Origin of the sequence: Streptomyces zhihengii (genome assembly GCF_016919245.1) — a bacterium.
Classification (GTDB): Bacteria; Actinomycetota; Actinomycetes; order Streptomycetales; family Streptomycetaceae; genus Streptomyces; species Streptomyces zhihengii.
This window is the reverse complement of record NZ_JAFEJA010000003.1, coordinates 375,387-395,468: the sequence shown is the minus strand read 5'-3', so window position 1 is coordinate 395,468 and position 20,082 is coordinate 375,387. Positions and strand designations below refer to the sequence as shown.

General features: G+C 66.5%; 16 protein-coding genes and 1 pseudogene. 6 read left to right on the top strand and 11 right to left on the bottom strand.

Annotation, left to right across the window (positions count from 1 at the left end):
• Nucleotides 1-19: 19 nt before the first annotated feature.
• Nucleotides 20-1,441, bottom strand: coding sequence for an amidase (locus tag JE024_RS39535; protein WP_205378785.1), 1,422 nt, complete (start codon nucleotides 1,439-1,441; stop codon nucleotides 20-22).
• Nucleotides 1,442-1,729: 288 nt separating this feature from the next.
• Here JE024_RS39535 and JE024_RS39530 point away from each other — a divergent pair, with 288 nt between their 5' ends.
• Entirely contained in the window at nucleotides 1,730-1,903 is a 174-nt protein-coding gene (locus tag JE024_RS39530) for a hypothetical protein (RefSeq protein ID WP_205378784.1), read from the top strand.
• Nucleotides 1,904-2,415: 512 nt separating this feature from the next.
• Here JE024_RS39530 and JE024_RS39525 read toward each other — a convergent pair.
• The 4 genes from JE024_RS39525 to JE024_RS39510 are packed head-to-tail and all read right to left on the bottom strand — an operon-like array spanning nucleotide 2,416 to nucleotide 6,458.
• Nucleotides 2,416-3,684 (bottom strand): cytochrome P450, encoded by a 1,269-nt coding sequence (locus JE024_RS39525; RefSeq protein ID WP_205378783.1) that lies wholly within the window; start codon nucleotides 3,682-3,684, stop codon nucleotides 2,416-2,418.
• Complete coding sequence (locus JE024_RS39520; RefSeq protein ID WP_205378782.1) at nucleotides 3,660-4,400, bottom strand: gamma-glutamyl-gamma-aminobutyrate hydrolase family protein; 741 nt, start codon at nucleotides 4,398-4,400, stop codon at nucleotides 3,660-3,662. The genes JE024_RS39525 and JE024_RS39520 overlap by 25 nt, the downstream gene beginning before the upstream one ends.
• The gene (locus tag JE024_RS39515) at nucleotides 4,397-5,131 is read right to left on the bottom strand and encodes a type 1 glutamine amidotransferase (RefSeq protein WP_205378781.1); all 735 of its coding nucleotides are present in this window, start codon (nucleotides 5,129-5,131) and stop codon (nucleotides 4,397-4,399) included. Before JE024_RS39515 ends, JE024_RS39520 begins: the two co-directional genes overlap by 4 nt.
• Nucleotides 5,121-6,458, bottom strand: coding sequence for a glutamine synthetase family protein (locus JE024_RS39510; protein ID WP_205378780.1), 1,338 nt, complete (start codon nucleotides 6,456-6,458; stop codon nucleotides 5,121-5,123). The genes JE024_RS39515 and JE024_RS39510 overlap by 11 nt, the downstream gene beginning before the upstream one ends.
• A gap of 149 nt (nucleotides 6,459-6,607) precedes the next feature.
• Here JE024_RS39510 and JE024_RS39505 point away from each other — a divergent pair, with 149 nt between their 5' ends.
• The 3 genes and pseudogenes from JE024_RS39505 to JE024_RS39495 all read left to right on the top strand — a co-directional run bounded on the left by JE024_RS39505 (nucleotide 6,608) and on the right by JE024_RS39495 (nucleotide 10,257).
• Entirely contained in the window at nucleotides 6,608-7,513 is a 906-nt protein-coding gene (locus tag JE024_RS39505) for an alcohol dehydrogenase catalytic domain-containing protein (protein WP_205378779.1), read from the top strand.
• Between the two features lie 67 nt (nucleotides 7,514-7,580).
• The gene (locus JE024_RS39500) at nucleotides 7,581-9,086 is read left to right on the top strand and encodes an APC family permease (protein WP_205378778.1); all 1,506 of its coding nucleotides are present in this window, start codon (nucleotides 7,581-7,583) and stop codon (nucleotides 9,084-9,086) included.
• A gap of 289 nt (nucleotides 9,087-9,375) precedes the next feature.
• A pseudogene (locus tag JE024_RS39495) lies at nucleotides 9,376-10,257 on the top strand (IS5 family transposase).
• 33 nt (nucleotides 10,258-10,290) lie between these two features.
• Here JE024_RS39495 and JE024_RS39490 read toward each other — a convergent pair.
• The 6 genes from JE024_RS39490 to JE024_RS39465 form a co-directional block, all read right to left on the bottom strand.
• A complete protein-coding gene (locus JE024_RS39490; protein ID WP_205378777.1) occupies nucleotides 10,291-11,016 on the bottom strand; it encodes a hypothetical protein in 726 nt (241 codons plus the stop codon).
• A 220-nt stretch (nucleotides 11,017-11,236) separates the two neighbouring features.
• Nucleotides 11,237-12,610 (bottom strand): NAD-dependent succinate-semialdehyde dehydrogenase, encoded by a 1,374-nt coding sequence (locus tag JE024_RS39485; protein ID WP_205378776.1) that lies wholly within the window; start codon nucleotides 12,608-12,610, stop codon nucleotides 11,237-11,239.
• Nucleotides 12,607-13,611, bottom strand: coding sequence for an aromatic ring-hydroxylating oxygenase subunit alpha (locus tag JE024_RS39480; RefSeq protein ID WP_205378775.1), 1,005 nt, complete (start codon nucleotides 13,609-13,611; stop codon nucleotides 12,607-12,609). Before JE024_RS39480 ends, JE024_RS39485 begins: the two co-directional genes overlap by 4 nt.
• 35 nt (nucleotides 13,612-13,646) lie before the next feature.
• Nucleotides 13,647-14,624 carry a PDR/VanB family oxidoreductase gene (locus JE024_RS39475; protein WP_244883787.1) on the bottom strand — a complete coding sequence of 326 codons (978 nt, stop codon included), beginning with the start codon at nucleotides 14,622-14,624 and terminating at the stop codon, nucleotides 13,647-13,649.
• A 271-nt stretch (nucleotides 14,625-14,895) separates the two neighbouring features.
• Entirely contained in the window at nucleotides 14,896-16,362 is a 1,467-nt protein-coding gene (locus JE024_RS39470) for an aldehyde dehydrogenase family protein (RefSeq protein WP_280521598.1), read from the bottom strand.
• 14 nt (nucleotides 16,363-16,376) lie between these two features.
• Entirely contained in the window at nucleotides 16,377-17,066 is a 690-nt protein-coding gene (locus tag JE024_RS39465; protein ID WP_205378773.1) for a GntR family transcriptional regulator, read from the bottom strand.
• 169 nt (nucleotides 17,067-17,235) lie between these two features.
• Between JE024_RS39465 and JE024_RS39460 the strand changes: the two genes are divergently transcribed.
• Nucleotides 17,236-18,504 (top strand): aspartate aminotransferase family protein, encoded by a 1,269-nt coding sequence (locus JE024_RS39460; RefSeq protein WP_205378772.1) that lies wholly within the window; start codon nucleotides 17,236-17,238, stop codon nucleotides 18,502-18,504.
• Between the two features lie 125 nt (nucleotides 18,505-18,629).
• Nucleotides 18,630-19,781 (top strand): acyl-CoA dehydrogenase family protein, encoded by a 1,152-nt coding sequence (locus JE024_RS39455; RefSeq protein WP_205378771.1) that lies wholly within the window; start codon nucleotides 18,630-18,632, stop codon nucleotides 19,779-19,781.
• Nucleotides 19,782-20,082 lie beyond the last annotated feature (301 nt).

Below are 20,082 nucleotides of genomic sequence, written 5' to 3'. Positions count from 1 at the left end.
CCCGAGGGTGTGCACCTGGTTAGAGGCTCGGCCGGCGGTCGGCCCAGGGACGGGCCGATTCAAAGTTAGCGGCTGCCCGGAGTACGGCCCCGTCGGCATGCAGGCCACCGGCGATCTGCAGCCCGACCGGGCGGCCATCAGAGGTGACGCCAGCAGGGACGGTGATTGCTGGCGTTGTCAGCATGTTGTAGGGGTATGTCAGCAGCCAGCCGAGCAGGCGCCGCTGAAGGGATTCACCCTGCAGCCAGTCCGGACAGAACTGACCGTGCGGGAAGGATGCTTCCCCGAGGGTGGGGGAAACCAGGAGGTCGTATCGCTCCATGAAGGTTGTGTAGGTGTCCCACATCCCGCCGCGGAAGGCGTCTGCGTTCCCCTTCTGCACGCCGGTCAGCTGCTCGGCTTCCTGCATCAGGCCGATCAGGTCGTCGTCGACTTCACCGTGCAGGCTTTCCCAGTCCAGCAAGTCGTGCTCGGATGCGAATCCGGGCACCCAGACACCATGCCACATCGCCCATTCGGGGTCGCCCCAGCCGGGTGTGGCCTCCTCGACGACAGCACCGAGGTCCGTGAACGCCGTCACGGCGTCGGCACAGATGGCTGCTACCTCTGGGTCAACCTGTGTACTCAAGCCGAGGTCTGGTGAGTAGGCGATCCGCCAGCCGGAGATGTCCCTCTGCGTCTCGGCAAGGTAGTCGGTGCCGTCGTCAGGCAGTGTCATGGGGTCTTCGCGGTGAGGGCCTGACACCACGCTCATCATCAGCGCGCTGTCAGCGACGGTCCTCGTGATCGGCCCGTGGTAGGCCCAGGTGTAGTACCGGCCTGCGAGAATCGTCTGGGGGATCCGGCCCATCGACGGCTTGAGCCCGACCACGCCGCACAGCGAGGACGGGATGCGAACCGATCCTGCACCGTCGCTGCCCTCCGCCAGAGGGCCCAGACCCGCGGCGACAGCGGCTGCGGCGCCACCGCTCGACCCGCCAGCGCTGTAGTCCCGCTTCCAGGGGTTGTGGGTCGCTCCGTAGAGGTGGCCTTCCGTTCCACCCCAGTAGCCGCTCTCCGGAGTGTTGGTCTTCCCCAGGAACACTCCGCCGGCATCTCGCATCCGTGTCACGACGGCAGCGTCGCGCTGGCCGATCCCGCCAGCGAGCGGCTTGAGCCCGAACGCGAGGGGCTGGCCCTTCATCGAGGTGAGTTCCTTGATGGAGTAGGGAACCCCGTGAAGCGGCCCGACTTCTTCGCCCGCGACCGTCTTCCGGTCGCAGTCCTTGGCATCGGCGAGCACCTGCTCGGGATCAAAACTGATGAAGGCGTTGAGCTCAGGGTTCAGACTCCCGACTCGCTCGACGATGACCTCCGCCACCTCAGCCGCGGAGACTTCACGAGCCTTGATCTTCGCCGCCAGTTCCACCGCCGGCGTCCAAGGAATGTCCTCGGGGTTCATGACCTGCTCCTCGCGTCCGTTGCGGGAACCGCTCGGCGCACCGCCTCCGGTTCCGGTAGGACCAGGGTTGCGTGTTGCTACGGCTCTGCGCATCGGTAGGTCTGCCGTTTTTTGCGTCCGACTCACGATCTGCGACCCTGTCCCGAGACACCCGGACGTGCCGTTCTCCCCCACAGGCCAGGACTCAAGAGACGAAGGCACCGCTGACACATTCAGCGTCGCCCACGGACAGGCAATGTCGACGACAACCTGCTACGTCGGGTGTCAGTGCGTGCACAGCCCGGCGCGGTGGTGCAGCAGAAGCGCGAGGTCGCACGCGTTGCCGTTGGAAGCGCGGACACCGAGTCCCTGACCACGGTCGTGCTCGGCTACGACCTTGTGGACTTGCTGGTCTCCGACGACTTCCTGGTGGGGTGCCGCAAGCTGCGGCGTGAAGCGCAAGCTTTCCCTCGGCGTCCATGACGGACGGCCGGATTGCCCGGGTGCCAGTCGGGCTGGATGTCGGGCGGGCAGGTACCGGCGGCCCAGCCGAAGCGTCCGCGCACCCGGGTGTCCCGCTGTCCGTGAACAGTCGACCAGCTCCCGCGGATCGGCACCGCCGGCCGACCTGAACGACAACACGCTAGTGGTCCCTGCGTGGCCGTCACGATGCTGATGCGGCCAGACGTTCTCTGCGGGCAGGGGTGGCCCGCCCGGCCAGCGGTCTCCGGCAGAGCCAACCCAGAGAGTCACCCCATTCTCGATCATGATCATGGTCGCGCCAGACAAGGCCGCCGCAGCGCACCGACAGTGGCACCGGTCAGCACCATGACGACCGTAGCTGCACCGTACGAAGTCCTCCGGCCTCGGTACGAGTTGGTACTCGGTGCCTCGCTGCCGTTGTTGTGAACGGGCGATCCGTGATCATCCGGTAGAGGAGCCTTTGCGGAACCGTGCGCTGTAACGCACGGACCAGAGGACCGGGGCTGCGGCCTTCAGCCGGCAGTGCCTCGGTAGGACGGAGCAGGGTGCACCCGCACCGGCATCTGCTTGATGCCGTGCACAAGGTTCGAACGCACCATCCGCGGCTCGCTCAGCAGCTCGATGCTCTCCAGCCGCTCGAGTAGCGCGGTGATGACGATCCTGATCTCCAGCCGCGCCAGCGCGTTACCGAGGCAGAAGTGCGGGCTGCCTTTGCCGAACGACACATGCTCGACGTTCTTGCGATGGACATCGAAGACTTCGGGGTTCTGAAATTTTCGGTCGTCGTAGTTGGCCGACCCGAACCACATCACGACCTTGTCACCCTCGCGGATCTGCTGCTCGTGGAGCTCGATGTCACGGGTCGCGGTGCGGCGGAAGTGGAGGATCGGACTGGCCCAGCGAAGGAACTCCTCGACCGCGTTCTGCACCAGGGACGGATCCTTCTTCAGGTCGGCCCAGGCCTGCGGATGCGAGGCGAGCGCTCGAACCGTGTGCGAGATGGTGTGCCGGGTGGTCTCGTTGCCGGCGATGATCAGAAGGGAGAAGTAGTTCTGGTAGTCCAGATCGGTGAGCGGGACACCGTCCTCGGGGATGGTGTTGACCAGCTTGGACACCAGGTCGGTCCCCGCGCCACCCCTGCGGTGCGCGGCGAGTCTGAAACCGTACTCGAAGACCTCAAGAGCAGCCGGGGAGCGGAAGGGGAGGTTGCGGTACTGCTCCGACTCGGGACTGCCGGCGAGGACGTCCGTGTAGTCGGGATCGGAATTCGCGATCATCTGGTTGCCCCAGTCGATCAGCTTGTCAGTGTCCTCGATCGGCACGTCGAGCATGCGCGCCAGCAGGCGGATCGGAATGTCGGCACTGATCTGCTCGACGAAGTCGAATTCGCCGAGCGCGAGAGCGCGGTCGAGGGTCGCTTCGGTCAGCTTTGTGAGGAAGTCGCTGTACAGAGCCACCGAACGAGGACTGAACTCTCGAGCCAGCACCTTGCGCAGCGCCCAGTGCCGGGCTCCGTCGGTGTCGATCAGGGACCTGCGGACGAGGAGCTGCTCCTCGTCGAGCTCCTCGAGTGTGACCTGTTGTTCTGAGGAGTACGTCTCAGCGTCTCTGTCGACCGCCGCGACGTCTTCGTACCGGGTGACGGACCAGAAGCCTTTGTTGCCGTCGGTCTCGTCGTTCCAGAACAGAGGGGCCTGGTCGCGCAGGGTGCGGAACGCCTCGTGGGGGATTCCGTCCTGGTAGAGGTCGAGGTCGGTCAGGTCGATGTCGTCGGGGTGCATGGCGCTCCTTCAACGGGGTTACTCGGAAGCGATGTCCGTGCTGCTTCCACAAAGGTGGCGAGGAGGAGCTGCTGGTGGGGGTCCTCGGCGGCCGTGTCCTCGGGATGCCACTGCACGCCGAAGACCCAGCCCGGGGCGGTGCGGTACCGCACTGCCTCGACGGTCCCGTCGTCCGCGCGGGCGAACGGTTCCAACACCTCTGCCAGGATGTCGATGCGCTGATGGTGGTAGCAGCTGACGGGGATGGGGTCGGGTCCGAAGAGGGTCGGCTCGACCGGAGTGACCGTCTGTACCGTGTGGATGTGCCCTGCGGCCATGTCCTGTTCCAAGGTGCCGCCGAGGAAGGCGTTGAGGAGCTGCGTCCCTCTGCAGACGGTGAGCAGTGGCATCGCGTGGTCCAGCGCGTGGCGGAGTACGGCCAGGTCGAAGTCGTCCTGTAGGTCGTCGGGCGGGTCGGTACCGGGAGCGGGGGCGGCCCCGTAGAGGGCCGGGTTGATGTCAGCGCCGCCAGGAAGGAGCACTCCGTGATAGCCGTCGAGCCTCGCCGTGATCTCCGCGGGCGTGGTCGCGTCGGTGGGAAGCAGGGTGACGGGGTCGCCGCCCGCTGTCCATACCGCCTCCAGCAGGGCCTGCGCGTTGACCACGGCCCGGAATCGCAGGGCGGAGGCCGACCGGCTGAACCGTCCCGGTATGGCGATAAGGGGTCTCGTCCTCATACCCACGCTTCGATCACCCAGTTCAGGAACGTGCCGAGGTTTGTCTGCGAGGCCCCGATGTCGGCGTCCACCTCCGCGCGCAGTCGTTCCGACCCGTAGGCCTTGTCCACCGTGGCCTGCTCGGCCCGGATCCACGAGTCGACCAACGCGTGGGTGATCTCCGGATGGAACTGGACACCGATCGAGCGGCCGCGGGTGAAGATCTGGGGCCCGAAGTCGCTGCGGGACCACACGGTGACGTCGGGCGGAAGTACCACGCGGTCGCTGTGCCAGGAGAACCAGGGGCCGCCTGGGATCGGGCAGTCCGGAGTTGTCTGGAAGGTCAGCATCCCGATCTCGTGGCCGTTGCCGGGCTCCACGCGACCGCCCCAGGCGCGGGTCAGGAGTTGGCCGCCGAAGCAGACGCCGACATAGGCAATGTCCGACTCCACCACGCGTCGGACCCAGCTGATCTCCGCCTCGACCCAGTCTTGGTGTTCCTGCTGCCACGCGTGCGCGAAGGAGCCGAAGACGACGACCAGGTCGGCTGCCGCCGTGTCGGGCAGTGCCAGGTCCGGGTCGCGGATCTCTCCGTGCGGGAAGACGGAGTGATGGGCAACGCTGAAGCCGCGGTCCACAAGGTACCGTCGGATCGCGCCGGTGTCGTCGGCGCCGTAGGCCTCGTGCGTGACCAGGACTGCGCTCCTGCGCTGGTCGGCTGGTCCTACCGGCTCGCCGCTCTCAGAAGACATCGGCATAGCGCTTGAACTCCCAGTCGGTGACGTGTGCGCCGAAAGCGGCGAGTTCGTTGCGCTGCATGACCGTGAACGTGTCCACGAACATGTCGCCGTAGATGCGACGGGCGAACGCACTGCCGTGGAACGCCTCGACAGCCTTGTCGAGGCTTGGCGCGACCCGGGCGAGAGTGGTGTCTGCGTGGGGGTCGCCGGTCGACACCGGCTGCAGGACGGCATCATCGCGCATTCCTTCGAGTCCGGCCTGGAGATAGCCGTGCGCGAGGAGGTAGGGGTTGGCGTCCGCGGCGGCCCACCGGACCTCGACGCGGGTTCCGGAGGCGTTGGGGGTCAGACAGCGCACTCCGACGAGTCTGTTGTCGAGTCCCCAGCAGACCTGGGTCGGGGAGAACGAGTAGTCCTCCGCCCGTCGGTAGGCGGTGACTGTGGGCATGGCCAGCGCTTGGAGTTCCAGTTGGCGGCGCAGCAGTCCGGCGACGTAGCCCTTCATGGCTGTGGACCGCAGTGCGTGCCCCGGGTCGTCGTGCTCGGCGAAGATGTTGCGCCCGTCCGCGTCGACCAGGCTCTGATGGATGTGCATGCCCGAGCCGGCACCGCTGTTGATCGGCTTGACCATGAAGGTTGCGTTGTAGCCGTGCCTGCGCGCGATGACGCGGGTGAGGAGACGAAACAGGATGGTCTCGTCGATGGCGGTCATCCCCGTGGCGTAGCGGAGGTTGATCTCGACCTGTGACGGACCGTACTCCACGTTGCTCGCCTCGCAGTCGATGCCGGTCCTCAGCATGGCTTCGCGGATGGCTCCGAGTACTGGTTCGAGTTCGTCGGCGCGGTCGATGGAGTAGCACCACGTCTTAGTGGAGATCGGCTGCCAGGCGGTGTCGAAGAGATGGAATTCCAGCTCCGGTGCCTGATGGACGGTCAGGCCGAGGTCGGCGTAATCGCGGAGCGTCCGTTTGAGCATCGCGCGTGCGTCCATGGCGGTCGGCTCACCGGTCTGTGGGTCCACCGTGTCGCAGATGACGACCGCTGTCCCTTCGGTCCAGCCGGCGACTCGGAAGGTGTCGAGGTCGGGTACGACCGCCATGTCCTTGAACTCGCTGTCCATCTCCGCCCAGGGCGTGGGCTGGACGTCGGAGCGCGGGTTCCACGACAACGCGACGGCGGCGGTGCTGAACCGTCCGTCTCGGAGGAACTGGCGGATCGGCAGGTGCTTCCCGCGCGCGACGCCCCAGGTGTCGCTGAACACGCAGGCAACGGTGTGGACCCCTGCGGCTTCGGCGATCTTCGCGCATTCGTCGAGGGTTCGAGCCGGCTCGACTGCCATCGCCACCTCCTAGATAAATTATCGTCTATCAGTTATATAGTGTCCGGAATGGGTGATTGGCAAGGGTCAACGAGAGAGGCCTCCCTATGCGGACAATGCTCCTTACAGGTCCGGGGGAACGACTTGTCGAGTGCGAGGTGGCCGACCCGGTGGCCACCTCCCCCAACGAGGCCGTGATCGATGTCCTCGGGTGCGGGGTCTGCCATTCAGACCTCCACGTAGCTGATGGGCACATCGGTCGGACGCCGATCATCTTGGGTCACGAAGTGGTGGGCGTAGACAACCGGATCGGACCGGTCATGGTCTATGCTCCATGGGGCTGTCGCCGTCCCGAATGTCGGGAGTGCTCATCGGGCAAAGAGATGACCTGTCCGGACAGTCATGAAGCGGGAGTCCTTGACAACGGCGGCTACGCCGAGAAGATGCTCGTGCCGCAGCGGGACTACCTGATCCCGATAGAAGGCCTCGACCCCCTCCAAGTCGCACCTCTGGCGTGCGGCGGGCTGACCGCCTTCCGCGCCGTGCGGCGAGCCACCTCCCGGTGGGAGTCCGGCCGCCGGGCACGGGCACTCGTGATCGGCGCGGGGGGCCTCGGACAGTACGCCGTTCAGTTCCTCACCCGGAGCACAGGCGCACACGTGACCGTGACCGATCCCCTGCCGGCCAGGCTCGCCGTCGCGCGGGAGCTGGGAGCCGACGTAACGCTGGCTCCGGACGACATCGGCGGGGAACCGTACGACTCCGTGATCGACTTCGTCGGCGCCGAATCGACGCTGCAATCCGCCGTGATGGCCGTACGGCGTGGAGGAGTCGTCGTGCTGGTGGGCCTGTTCGGAGGAGCCGTCCCTTTCGGCCTCGGCCGTCTGCCCAGTGAAGCCTGGCTGACGACAAGTATCTGGGGAAGTCCCGCTGACTTGCGGGCCCTGCTCGACCTGGCACAGCGCGAGCCGCTGCGTCACGTAGTCGAGCACCTTCCGCTCGACCAGGCGAACCGGGCGCACGAGTTGCTGCGCTCCGGTCAGTCACGGGGCCGCATCGTCCTCACCATCGCGTGACGACGTGCGCGCCCGGCCCGGTACTCCGGGAATCGCGCCACCTCACCATCTCCCCTGGGAGGAACCCATGAGCCAGTCACAGGCCGACGCAACAGCGGAACCCGCGAAGTCGTCCGGCTCCTCGCTCACCAAGAATGCCATCGGGGTCTTCGGAATCTGCTTCTTCGTCATCGCAGCCGCCGCGCCGATCGCGGGCATGACGGGGCTGGTACCCAGCATCCTCGTGATCGGCAACGGCGCCGCCGCCCCAGGGACATTCCTCGTCGCCGGCCTGATATTCGCCCTGTTCTCCGTCGGATACGCCGCTATGAGCAATCACGTGGTGCACACTGGCGCCTTCTTCGCCTACATCGGACGAGGCCTGGGCATCCGATGGGGCGTGTCGTCCGCCTTCGTCACCGTGATGTCCTACTGCCTTGTACAGACCGCCGTGTACGGCTACCTGGGCGCCATCCTCGCCGGGACGTTCCCCTCGTCCGTGCCATGGTGGGCGTGGTCCCTGATCGCGGTAGCCCTTGTCCAGGTACTCGGCCTCCTACACGTCGAATTCGGAGCCAAGCTCCTCGGGCTCCTCCTGGTCCTCGAAGTCGGCTCCATGGTGCTCACCGCAATCGCGGTCTTCGCCCGAGGCGGCGGCCCCGACGGCATCGACATGGGCGCATCGTTCAGTCCATCGGCGATCATGAACGGCGCACCCGGCATCGCCTTCGCCTTCGCGTTCGCCGGCTTCATCGGCTTCGAGGCAACCGCCATCTACGGCGAAGAGTCACGGAACCCCAGACGCACCGTTCCACGAGCCACCTACCTCGCCGTCGGCATCATCACGGGACTCTTCGCGGTCGTGTCGTTCGGCATGGTGAGCGGAATCGGGCACGCCCACGTGGCCGACGAGACTCTGCGGCTGACCACGGTCGACAACGTCCCCCTCGCCGACCCCTCGCAGGTGCTCTTCCACATAGCTGACGTATACGTCGGCTCATGGCTGCCCGAACTGATGAAGTGGCTGCTGATCAGCAGCGCCTTCGCATGCGTCCTCGCCTTCCACAACTCCGCCACACGCTACTTCTTCGCGATGGGACGCGCCCAGCTGCTGCCGCAGGCCTTCGGCCGGGCCAACGGCCGCGGAGTCCCGGCCAACGCATCGTTCCTCCAGACAGCGGTGGCCGTCCTCGTGATCGCGGCCTTCGCCCTGCTCGGGCTGGACCCGGTCATCAACCTCTTCTACTGGTTCGCGATCACCGCGATCGTGGCGCTCACCTTCGTACAGGCCATTGTGAGCATCGCCGTCATCGTCTACTTCAGGCGGACCGGCGAAGACTCCCGGACGTGGAACGTGCTCATCGCCCCCGCCCTGAGCCTGGTCGCCATGATCTGGATCCTCTACCTGCTGCTGAGCCGGTTCGGACTCATCAGCGGCACGGCCGGCACCAGCCTGGCGGCATGGCATATGTCGGCCACCGGCTGGGCACTCGCGCTGTCCCCGCTGATCGTGTTCGTCGCCGCCATGCTCTACAGCACTATCACTGCCAAACGGCGCCCCAGCGACGAGATGCTGAGGGAGTTCGTGAGCTGATCCCACAGAGAGTGCAGGGCGATTGACAGCGACACCGTACCTCGCCTCGACGTCTCAGGGCCGCATCATGAGCAAGGTAAACCCCGGTGAAGTGGGGTGACCTGCTGAGTTGTCTGCGGCCCGCGGGCGCCTCTGTGGCCGCCGCGGAGCCATCCCCGGCCGCATCGCTTCGACCACAGCGGGGTGAAGGAGCAAGCCGCCGGACACACCTGGAAGGCTTACCCCAGCGCGGCTAGGGCCTGTCCGATGGGTCGCGTGACAGGCTGACTGGTGAATCGTTCCGTTCGTTGTGAGGCGGGGTGATCTGACAGATGCGGAGTGGGCCCGGCTGGAACCGCACACCTGCCGAAGAGCGCAGGCCGAGGCGGGCGGTGGAAGAGCCACCGGGTGGTGATCAACGGCATTCTCTTCCGGCAACGGACCGGCATCCCATGGCGGGACCTGCCCATGCGATTCGGCAAGTGGAAGACGGTGCATGACAGGCACCGCAGGTGGTCGGCGGACGGTACCTGGGACAAGATCCTGCAGGCCGTCCAAGCCGATGCCGATAGCGAGGGCCGTCTCGACTGGACGATGGCGGGGGTGGACTCGACGGTCTGCCGGGCACATCAGCATGCGGCCGGTGCACGCAAGCAGCCTCCACGCGTCCCCGGCAGGCGAAGTCGGCCCGCTCATCATCGGGACGACGAAGGGCTGGGCCGTTCCCGAGGAGGACTGACCACGAAGATCCATTTGGTAGGTGAAGGCGGACGGCGTCCGCTGGCCGTGCTGATCACACCGGGGCAGGCAGGCGATGGACCGCAGATGATCCCGGTACTGGAGCGCGTCCGCGTGCCGCGCTGGGCCGGCGAGCGTCCTCGCACTCGGCCGGAGCATCTCAGCGGCGACAAGGCACAGCTCCCGCCTCAACCGCCGCTATCTGCGACGCAGACAGATCTGGCACACCATCCCCGAGCGCCGCGACCAGCAGGCCCACCGGCAAACCCGCGGTAGCAGGGGCGGGCGGCCCACCGGCTTCGACCGGGCCTGGTATACCCGCAGGAACGAGGTCGAGCGCACGATCAACGCCCTCAAGGGCTTCCGTGCCGTGGCCACTCGATTCGACAAACGGGCTTACGTCTTCCACGGCACGGTAACCGTCACCGCGATCCGGCTCTGGCTCCGCTCCTGAGCTCCTTCTCGCCTGCTTCCGACCCACCCTGGCCTACCGCAGGACGGGTCGGTTGGCGGATGTGTACTCGTCCGCGATGTCGAACACGCTGGCACAGCGTGGGCATTCAGCCTTGCCGAAGAGGTAGGCGATTCCGTCAGCGAGTGCCTCTCGCCCGTCACGGACGGCAGTCTCGTACATCCACCGGCCGGTCCCAAAGAGCGCCTCGGAGGGCGCCGGCCATAGGTCACGGCGGTCCACATCGCCCAGGTTCCAGTCCCGGATCGCTGAATAGCGCCCGTGGTCCCCGATGGCGATCGTCACTTCCACGGCGCAGTGGGGGCACTCCAGGTGGTAGAAGTCGTCCGTGAAGTCCCCCAGGGCGGCACTCCAGTGGTACTCCTCCATGGCCGCGAGCGAATCGAGGAAGGCCGGGAGGTAGTCGACCGGCCGCGATTGCAGGTACCGGTCCAGCAACTCACGGAACCCGGGGATCTCGTCGGCGCAGTCCCCCAGCAGATCATCGCAGCCATGGTGTCCTGCCGCGCGCCGCAGGATCGTTCCAGCCAGTCCACGCGCCCGTGCGCTCCTGGAGGCAAGACACATCAGGCGCGGCAAGGCGGCAAAGCTGGCGGGGAAGACGAGGTCGTGTTCGAGGACTAGCCGGTATCCCAGCTCCTTCCATGCTTCGGCGTCGTCCTTCAGCTCCACCTGTTCCAGAAGCGCGGGGACTCGATCGACGTCCCCGTAGCAGTCGTGCATCTGTGTCCAGTTCACCACCTGGGCATTAAAGCGCTCATGGCGGCCTGGATGGGCATCCCTCTTGTTGACCCATCGGACAGGCCCTATAGCCCCTTGAGGAACCCCCGGACCGCACGCTCGCCTCTTCGAGACCCAACCGCAGGAGAACAGTGGGCTGCCGCGGGGTCTCCCCCGCCCCAGGCTTACACGGCCCGGGGGTGGGTCCCACGAAACACCCCTGGACTTCACACAGGTTCGGCTACTTGCGTAGCTTGATCAGCTTGCGGTTGGCGAACTCAAGGATGCCCAGACGGCCCAGCTCACGGCCGTAGCCACTGCGCTTGACACCACCGAAGGGCAGGTCAGCTGCCGTCGACGGCGACTCATTGATGTACACCATTCCGGCGTCAAGGAGATCCACCAGCTCCAGAGCTCTATCCGGATCGGTCGTGTGCACGGACGCCGACAGACCGTAGGGGGAGTCATTGGCGACCCGGATCGCTTCGGCTGTATCGGCCACCTTGTGAACCACAGCAACAGGACCGAAGATCTCCTCGCCCCAAGCGCGCATACCCGGCCCAACTCCGGTCAGCACAGTCGGCTGGAAGTATGCTCCGGGCCCGGGGACGATGCCGCCCCCCGCCATCGCCACCGCTCCCTTCGCCAGGGCATCATCCACCTGCGCGGCAACCTCGTCCCGCGCGGCAAAAGAGGACAATGGCCCCATCGTGGTGCCCTCGTCCAGCGGATCGCCCACCCGGATCGCCGCCACGCCCTCCGCGAACCGCTCCACGAACGCGTCGTAGACCTCGGCGAGGACCACAAACCGCTTGGCTGCGTTGCATGCCTGCCCGCAGTTGCCCATACGGCCCACAATCGCCTCGGCCACCAGGCCTTCGAGGTCGTCGGTGTCCAAGACGATGAAGGGGTCCGATCCCCCGAGCTCGAGCACGACCTTTTTCACATGGCGTCCCGCCACCTCGGCGACGCTGGCGCCGGCGCGCTCCGATCCGGTCAGCGACACCCCCTGAACGCGAGGATCAGCAATGATCCTCGCGGCCTGGTCATTGTCCACAAACAGGTTGGTGTAGCCGCCGGACAACAGGCCCGCGTCGGCGAACATGGCCGCCATCCTCAGTGCCGACTCGGGGCACTGAGGGGCGTGCTTGAGGAGGATGACGTTGCCGAGGAGCAGGTTCGGCGCCGCAAAACGGGCCACCTGATAGTAGGGGTAGTTCCACGGCATGATGCCCAGAAGGGGCCCTAGCGGAGCCGTGCGGAGAAGGGCCGTGGAGCCGTCCTGCTGCGGGAGGACCTCGTCTGCAAGGAACTCCTCTGCGTGATCCGCGTAATAGCGGAAGATCTCGGCACACAGACCGATCTCGCCGCGGCCGGAACGCACTGGCTTGCCCATCTCTCTGGCCATGACAGCTGCCAGCTCCGGCGCCCGCTCCTCGTGCAGGTACGCCAACCGGCGCAGCAAATCCTGGCGTTCGGCGATCGAGGTGCGGCGCCAGGCGTGGAATGCGTCCGTTGCCGAGGCGAGAGCGGACTCGATGTCCTCGGCGCTCGCCTGCGGATGCGGCGCCTCGCTCTCGCCGGTCGCGGGATTGACGATTCTGTAGTCGCTCATCGCGTCGTGTCTTCCTTGAGGAGCCGGCGCATGACCCGTCGCACCTCCAGCATGGCGGCATCGGCGCGCACACTTACCTCTTTGGCAGGGCCTTCGCGGTCGATGAGCGTCTGCATCACTTCGAGAGCTTCCTTGACTGTGCGGTAGTAGCCCTCGAGCAGCGGCCGCAGAATGCCGGTGGTTTCGCGGTCCAAAGCGAAATTGCGGCTGACCGTCCAGAAGTGTTGTGTACGACGGTCGTCGACGGGCGTGATCGCATGCGTGAAGTGCATGGTCTTGGGGCCGTGAGAGGTCAGCACGTCCCAGCGGTCCGTCCACAGGCCGGGGCTGGCGAAAAGGCCCTCCTCATGTTGTTCGAACTCGGCCTCGGCGGACAGGCCGGTGGCTTCGCTCTGCCAGGTCTGCAAGTGTGCAGCGGGGAAGTCACGCCAGAAGCGCACTTGTTGCTCGCTCACCTCGACATGGAGCCTGGGCGGTGTGCGCCGCAGCACCGGCGGCGAGAGCACCGGGTGCAGATGGGGCACGTGCGTGATGTCAGCGAAATTGTCCTGGAGCAGGCCGCCGGAAGCAGCGGTCTCCCAGTCGGCGCCAAAAGTCGTCCAGCCCGGCTCGGTCAGCCACGGCAGGGCCGTGAGCGGGCGCCGCTCCGCGAGACCTGGATTGCCGGTCCAGACCCACAGCAGGCCGGCGTACTCCACGGACGGGTAGGCGCGTACGGCGGCGCCGACAGGCACCTGCTGCTGCGTCGGCACCGAGACAACGCGCCCGTCGGGGCCGTAGGCGAAGCCGGAGTAGGAGGAGACGATCAGGTCGCCCTCGACTCTGCCGAGGCTGAGGGGGTACGGCCGGTGCGCACACCGGTCGGCGAGCGCGACGACGCCGCCCCCCGACGTGCGGTAGAGCACGATGCCTGCCCCGTGGGCGATCCGGCCCACCGGTGACCTGCCGACCTCCTCCGAGTGTGCAACCGCGTACCAGGCGTCGAACGGGAAACGGGTCACGCTTCCGTTGCTTGACTTCATTCGTGCCCTCCGGGTCACAGGTCCAGGGTGAGCTTGTCGCCGTGGCAACGGGAGACACAGATCATCATGGTGGTGTTGCTGGCCCGCTCGTCCTCGTCGAGGATCGCGTCACGGTGCTCCACCTCACCGTCCAGGACCTCGGTCTCGCAGGTCCCGCAGATACCCTCCAGACAGGAGGCGAGCACCGATACGTCGTTCTCACGGCACACGCTGTAGATGGACTTGTCGCTGGGCACGGTGAGGGTCAGGCCCGATCGTTGCAGGACCACCGTGAACGCCCGGTTCTCCGCGCCGTCTGTCGCGACGGGCGCGAACCGTTCCACGCGCAGTGCTGATGAGGGCCAGGAGCGGCACTTGGCTTCGACGGCATCGAGCAGCCCGGCGGGTCCACAGCAGTAGACCAGGGTGTCCGGCTCGGGCGTGCCCAGGAGCGCATCGAGGTCGATCGGCCCCCGCTCGTCCTGCGGAACCAGGGTGACCTTCTCGCTGTGTGCCGCCAGCCGGTCGACGAAGGCCATCGAGTCCCGGTTGCGGCCTCCGTAGACCAGGTGCCAGTCGGCGCCTGCTGCCTCGACCTCGGTGATCATCGGAAGGATCGGGGTGATTCCGATCCCGCCCGCGATGAAGAGGTACCGGGGGCTTCCGGCCAGTGCGAAATGATTGCGTGGCCCGCGGACCCTGACGACGTCTCCCACCTGGATCCGTTCGTGGATGTACTGGGAGCCGCCGCGCGAGTCGGTTGTCCTCAGAACCGCGATCTGCCAGCTGTCGACCGTCGCGGTGTCGCCGCAGAGCGAGTACTGCCGTACCAAAGCGTTGGGCCCGGTGCCCAGCATGACGTCGATGTGCGCGCCGGGGGTCCAGCGCGGGAGCCGCTCGCCGTCGTTGACCGGGGTGAGTTCGAGCGAGCGGACTCCGTCGGACTCGGCTCGGGCCGAACGAACCACCAGGTCCAGTTCGGGTTCATGAAGCACGGTCTCGGCGAACATCATCACGGGAGGCCCCTTCGTTCGCAAACGAATCTCGATAAGATATCAAACATCGCGGTCCGCACGCAGGTCCGACTTCTGCAGGCCAACAGGCGGGGTGATCTGATCGGGGGTACCGCTGACGCCACCAGGGGCCGGAGGCCCTCCCTCCTCTGGCCGCTGTCAATACCGCCCTGCAGAAGGACCGCGTGGACCTGGCCGGTAACGGGCATACCGACCGGGCACAAGGCCCCCGGGGCACTCACTGCGCCCTGCCGCTACCGGCCAGGGGCGACTAGCGCAGCACGAACGGGTCGCCTACAGGGGTGGGATCGGTGTTGACCCAGATCGCCTTCGACTGAGTGAACTCTGCGAACCCGTCCATGCCGTTGACCCTGCCGTAGCCGGACGCCTTGGTACCGCCGAACGGCATCGAGAAGTTCATGGCCCGGTAGGTGTTGATCCAGGCGGTGCCGGCGACCATCTGGCGAGCCACACGATGTGCACGCCCGAGGTCGTTGGTCCAGATTCCGGCGGCGAGACCGAACTCGGTGGCGTTGGCGATCGCGACCGCTTCCTCCTCCGTGTCGAAGGTCGTCACGGCGAGCACCGGCCCGAAGAGTTCCTGCGAGAACACGTCCATCGTGGTGGTGACATCGCCCAGTACGGTCGGTGCGTAGAACCAGCCACCGCCCGGGGTCGGGCTGTCGGGTCCCCCGGCCACCAGTTCCGCGCCTTGGTCCAGGGCAGCCGTGACACCTGCCCGTACGCCCGTGAGGATCTTCTCCTGCGAGATCGGGCCCATCTCGGTCGACGGATCGGTCGGGTCGCCGAGAACGATTCGCCGTGCCCGCGCGGCGACCGCCGAGACCAGTTCATCGGCGATGCTCCGGTGAACCAGCAGGCGGGAGCCCGCGACACACGTCTGCCCCGCCGCGGCGAAGATGCCGGCGATCACACCGTTGGCGACGTCGTCGACCCGTACGTCGGGGAAGAAGATGTTGGCGGACTTGCCGCCGAGTTCAGTAACGACAGGCTTGAGGTGTTCAGCTGCCCGTCCGGTGACGATCCTGGCCGAGTCCGGCCCGCCGGTGAAGAAGATCTTGCGTACGAGCGGGTGCACGACAAGTGCGTCCCCGGCTTCGGCTCCGTAGCCGTGCACCACGTTCAGACAGCCGTCGGGGAGTCCGGCCTGCTTGGACAGTTCTGCCACGCGGCTCAGCGACAGAGCGTTGACCTCGGGGGACTTGACCACCACGGTGTTTCCCGCGGCGAGACCCGGTGCGATGCTCATCGCACCTAGCAGGACGGGGGAGTTGAAGGCGGGGATGACTCCGATGACCCCGAACGGCTCACGCGTCGTATAGGCCGTGATGTGGGGTGAGTCGAGGGGAATCGAGCGGCCCTCGTTGTGCAGTGCCAGCGTGGCGTAGTAGTGGAACCACGCCCGCATGCTCAGGTGTTGCCCCTTGACCTCACGGATGACCTTGCCGGCGTCGCGTGATTCTAGGGCGGCGAGTTCGTCGGCGTGGTCCGCGATGACATCGCCCATACGCCAAAGGATCTCTGCCCGGCGGGAGGGACCGAGGGCCAGCCAGGCCGGATGGGCGTCGTTCGCGGCCTGCACGGCAGCTTCGACGTCCTGTGCGTCGCCCCGGGCGATCTCAGCCCAGGGACGCGTCGTCATCGGGTCGAAGGTGGCAAGGTAGCGGGATCCGGTTGGCGCTGTCGCCTTCCCGTTGATCCAGTGTTCCGCGCGCATGAGGGCCCTTCGGTTCAGGGCGCGGCGCCCTCCTCATCATGAGTGACGAAGAAGCCCGCACGGGTGAGTGCGTCGACGGCCCGCTGGCCGTTGACGCTGAGGTGGTGCTCCATGGCCGACCGGACCGCTTCGGTGTCCCGCGCCCGAAGCGCAGCGATGATCGCGTCGTGCTCGTCCGCGGCATTGGCCTGCCACCCGGGGATGATCACGCCGAAACGCACGTCCATCCCGTGCGCCAGGGGACGGAGCACCGACCGCAGTCGGCGCGAACTGCCGGCCCGGTTGATCCGGCTGTGGATCTCGTTGTTCAGTTCTTCCTGCTGGCCCTGGTCCTCAACGGTGCGCATGCGGTCGTTGAGTGCCTGCAGTTCGTCGATGTCCTGATCTGTCAGCAGCCTCGACGCGCGCGCGGCGGCAATGCCCGAGATCTTTCCGTAGATCTCGTAGTGATCGAGGACGTCGACAGGGGCGAGCTCCTCGACGTAGTACCCGCGGCGAGGCACTGCGCGGACCAGCCCCTCCGCCGCAAGAGAGATGAGAGCCTCACGGACGGGGAGTTGACTCACGTCGAGGTCATTGGCCAGACCAGTGACGTCAAGGCGACTACCCCGACGCAGCTCACCGACCATGATGCCGTTGCGGATGGCGTCGGCGACATCCTCTCGCAGCACTCGGCGCGCCGGTTGCCGTGACTTGAGGTGCACGTGTCGGTCCATCACTCCGCAATCTCGTTGTCCGCCGTCGGAGGCAGCGATCTCTCACATCCCGGAGGCCGGATCGACCGCCACCACGGGGCATGCTACCGTGTCGGCCTCACCGCGATACTTTATCGTATATAAAACATGTGGGCCAGCTTTCCGTCGAGGAGCCGCCATGTCCACCACGCAAAACATCACGCCGCCGACCTCGGCACTCTCCGGCGTATGGGGACGGATCACTGAGCTGGACGTCACCTCCGGATCCGGAGCCTGGGTGGAGACGTCCGACGGACAGCGTTACCTGGACTTCACCGCCGGCATCGCCGTCTGTTCCACCGGCCACTCCCACCCCCACGTCGTGGAGGCTGTCCGCCGGCAGGCGGGGAGGATCATCCACGCGCAGGTCAACTGCTACCAGCACGACCTGCTGGCGCCGCTCGCCGACCGGCTGGCCGAACTCACACCGGATTCCATCGAGCAGTTCTTCTTCAGCAACTCCGGCGCGGAAGCCGTCGAGGCCGGAGTCAAGCTCGCGAAGCAGGCGACCGGCCGGACCAGTGTGGTGGTCTTCCAGGGGTCGTTCCACGGCCGCACCCATCTCACCGCCGCGATGACCACATCCAAAGCGGTCTACCGGGTCAACGCCCAGCCACTGCCCGCCGGCGTCTTCATCGCCCCGTTCCCGGACCTGACCGGCGGACAGGCATCCGACGTGGAGACGGAGCGGTGCCTCACCGACCTGGGCCGGCTCCTGAAGTCGACGTGCGACCCCTCCGACATCGCGGCATTCGTGATCGAACCCGTCCAGGGTGAAGGCGGCTACCGTCCCGCGCCCCCAGCGTTCCTTCGCGGACTCCGCGAGATCTGTGACGAGCACGGGATCCTGCTCGTCATCGACGAGGTCCAATCGGGCTTCGGGCGCACAGGCACCATGTTCGCGATCGAGCAGTACGACATCGAGCCGGACATCATGCTCCTGGCAAAGGGCATCGCATCCGGCATGCCGCTGAGCGCCGTTGGCGCGCGAGCCTCCGTCATGCGGTCATGGATCCCCGGTTCTCACGGCGGCACCTACGGCGGAAACGCGGTCGCCTGCGCCGCAGCCCTCGCCACCATCGACGTGCTCACCGCGCCGGGTGCACTCGAACACGTCCGGTCCCTGGCACAGGTCCTGCGCGACGCGTTGCTCAGGATCCAGGCGGCCCACCCCGACGCCGTCGCCGATGTCCGTGGTCTCGGGCTGATGCTGGCCATCGAGTTCACCGACCCCGCCGTCACCCAGCGGATCGTCGCAGCCTGCTTCGAACGGCATCTCATCCTGACAACGGCCGGCACTCAGGGGACCGCCGTTCGCTGGATGCCCCCGCTCATCGCCTCCCGAGAAGAGCTCGACCAGGCAATCGCCATCTTCTACGACGCCCTGGCCTCGGAACTCGCAGGCTGAGGGGGGCTCCGTCACCCAGAGACGGAGCCAGGAGCATGCGCGTGGCCACTTCCCGAGGAAGTTCCCTTATTCGGACAATTCTCAGAATGATGCAATATCAGGGTATGACTTGAGGGGAGTAGCCTGTGCTCTCGACGGAAGAGTACGACTTCGTACGTGTGGTCCAGCGGTTCGTCGACTCCGAGGTCAAACCGGTGGCGCACGACCTCGAAGCGGGTGACGTCTACCCGGAGAAACTCATCGACGGCATGAAGGAACTCGGGATCTACGGACTCGCCGTACCCGAGCCGTGGGGTTTCGGACGCGTCAGCGCGGCGTGCTACGTACTGGTCACCGAGGAACTGGCCCGCGGCTGGATGAGCCTGTCCGGCGCCATGGGCGGTCACACTGTCGTCGCCAAGTTGATCCTGGACTTCGGCACCCAAGAGCAGAAGGACAAATACCTGCCGCGGCTCGCCACGGGCGAACTGCGCGCCACCATGGCCCTGACCGAACCGGGCGGCGGATCCGACCTCCAGGCCATGCGTACGGTCGCGCACGCCCAAGACGACGAATACGTCATCAACGGTTCCAAGATGTGGATCTCCAACGCCCGACACGCAGGCCTCGTCGCCCTCCTCTGCAAGACGGACCCGTCCGCCGAGCCAGCCCACAAGGGCATCTCCCTTCTGCTGGTCGAGAAGGGAGAGGGCCTGACAGTCTCCAGAGATCTCCACAAACTCGGCTACAAGGGCGTGGAGACATCGGAGCTCGTCTTCGAGAACATGCGCGTGCCCGCACAGGCCCTGCTCGGCACCGCTGAGGGCGAGGGCTTCGCCCAGATGATGCGGGGGCTGGAGATCGGCCGGATCCAGGTAGCCGCACGCGCCCTGGGCGTGGGCCGAGCCGCGCTGGAGGACTCACTGCGCTACGCGCAGGAGAGGGAATCATTCGGGAAACCGATCTGGAAGCACCAGTCCATCGGCAACTACCTGGCCGACATGGCCACCAAGCTCGAAGCCGCCCGACAGCTCACTCTGTTCGCAGCCCGCCGCTACGACGACGGCGCCCGGGTGGACATGGAGGCAGGCATGGCGAAGCTGTTCGCCTCGGAAACGGCCATGGAGATCGCCCTCAACGCCGTGAGGATCCACGGGGGCTACGGGTATTCGTCGGAGTTCGACATCGAGCGCTACTTCCGCGACGCACCACTGATGATCGTGGGCGAGGGCACCAACGAGATCCAGCGCAACGTGATCGTCAAGCAGCTCATCGGCCGCAACCCCATCCCGCGCTGAGTTTCGCGACGCTGGATCTCGGGCCGGCACTGCGGCCGGCACGCGGGCAGACCCGTATGGGAATCGGCGCAGCGGCGTGCGGCAGCATGGACGACCGGCCAGCAATAGGTCGGACATGCTCGCCCCACGGTGCGGCAGGCAGCTCAATCGACACTGCGTGCGCAACCAGCGATCCTGCCGGCAGCGCGCCAGCCGAACCTGCGTTCTCGGCGTAGCCCGCACACCATCTCCGAACGACGGAGCCACCACCGGTCAAGCACCCCGGTGGCCGCTGCCACCCCGCCGCGTCGCCATGCCGTGG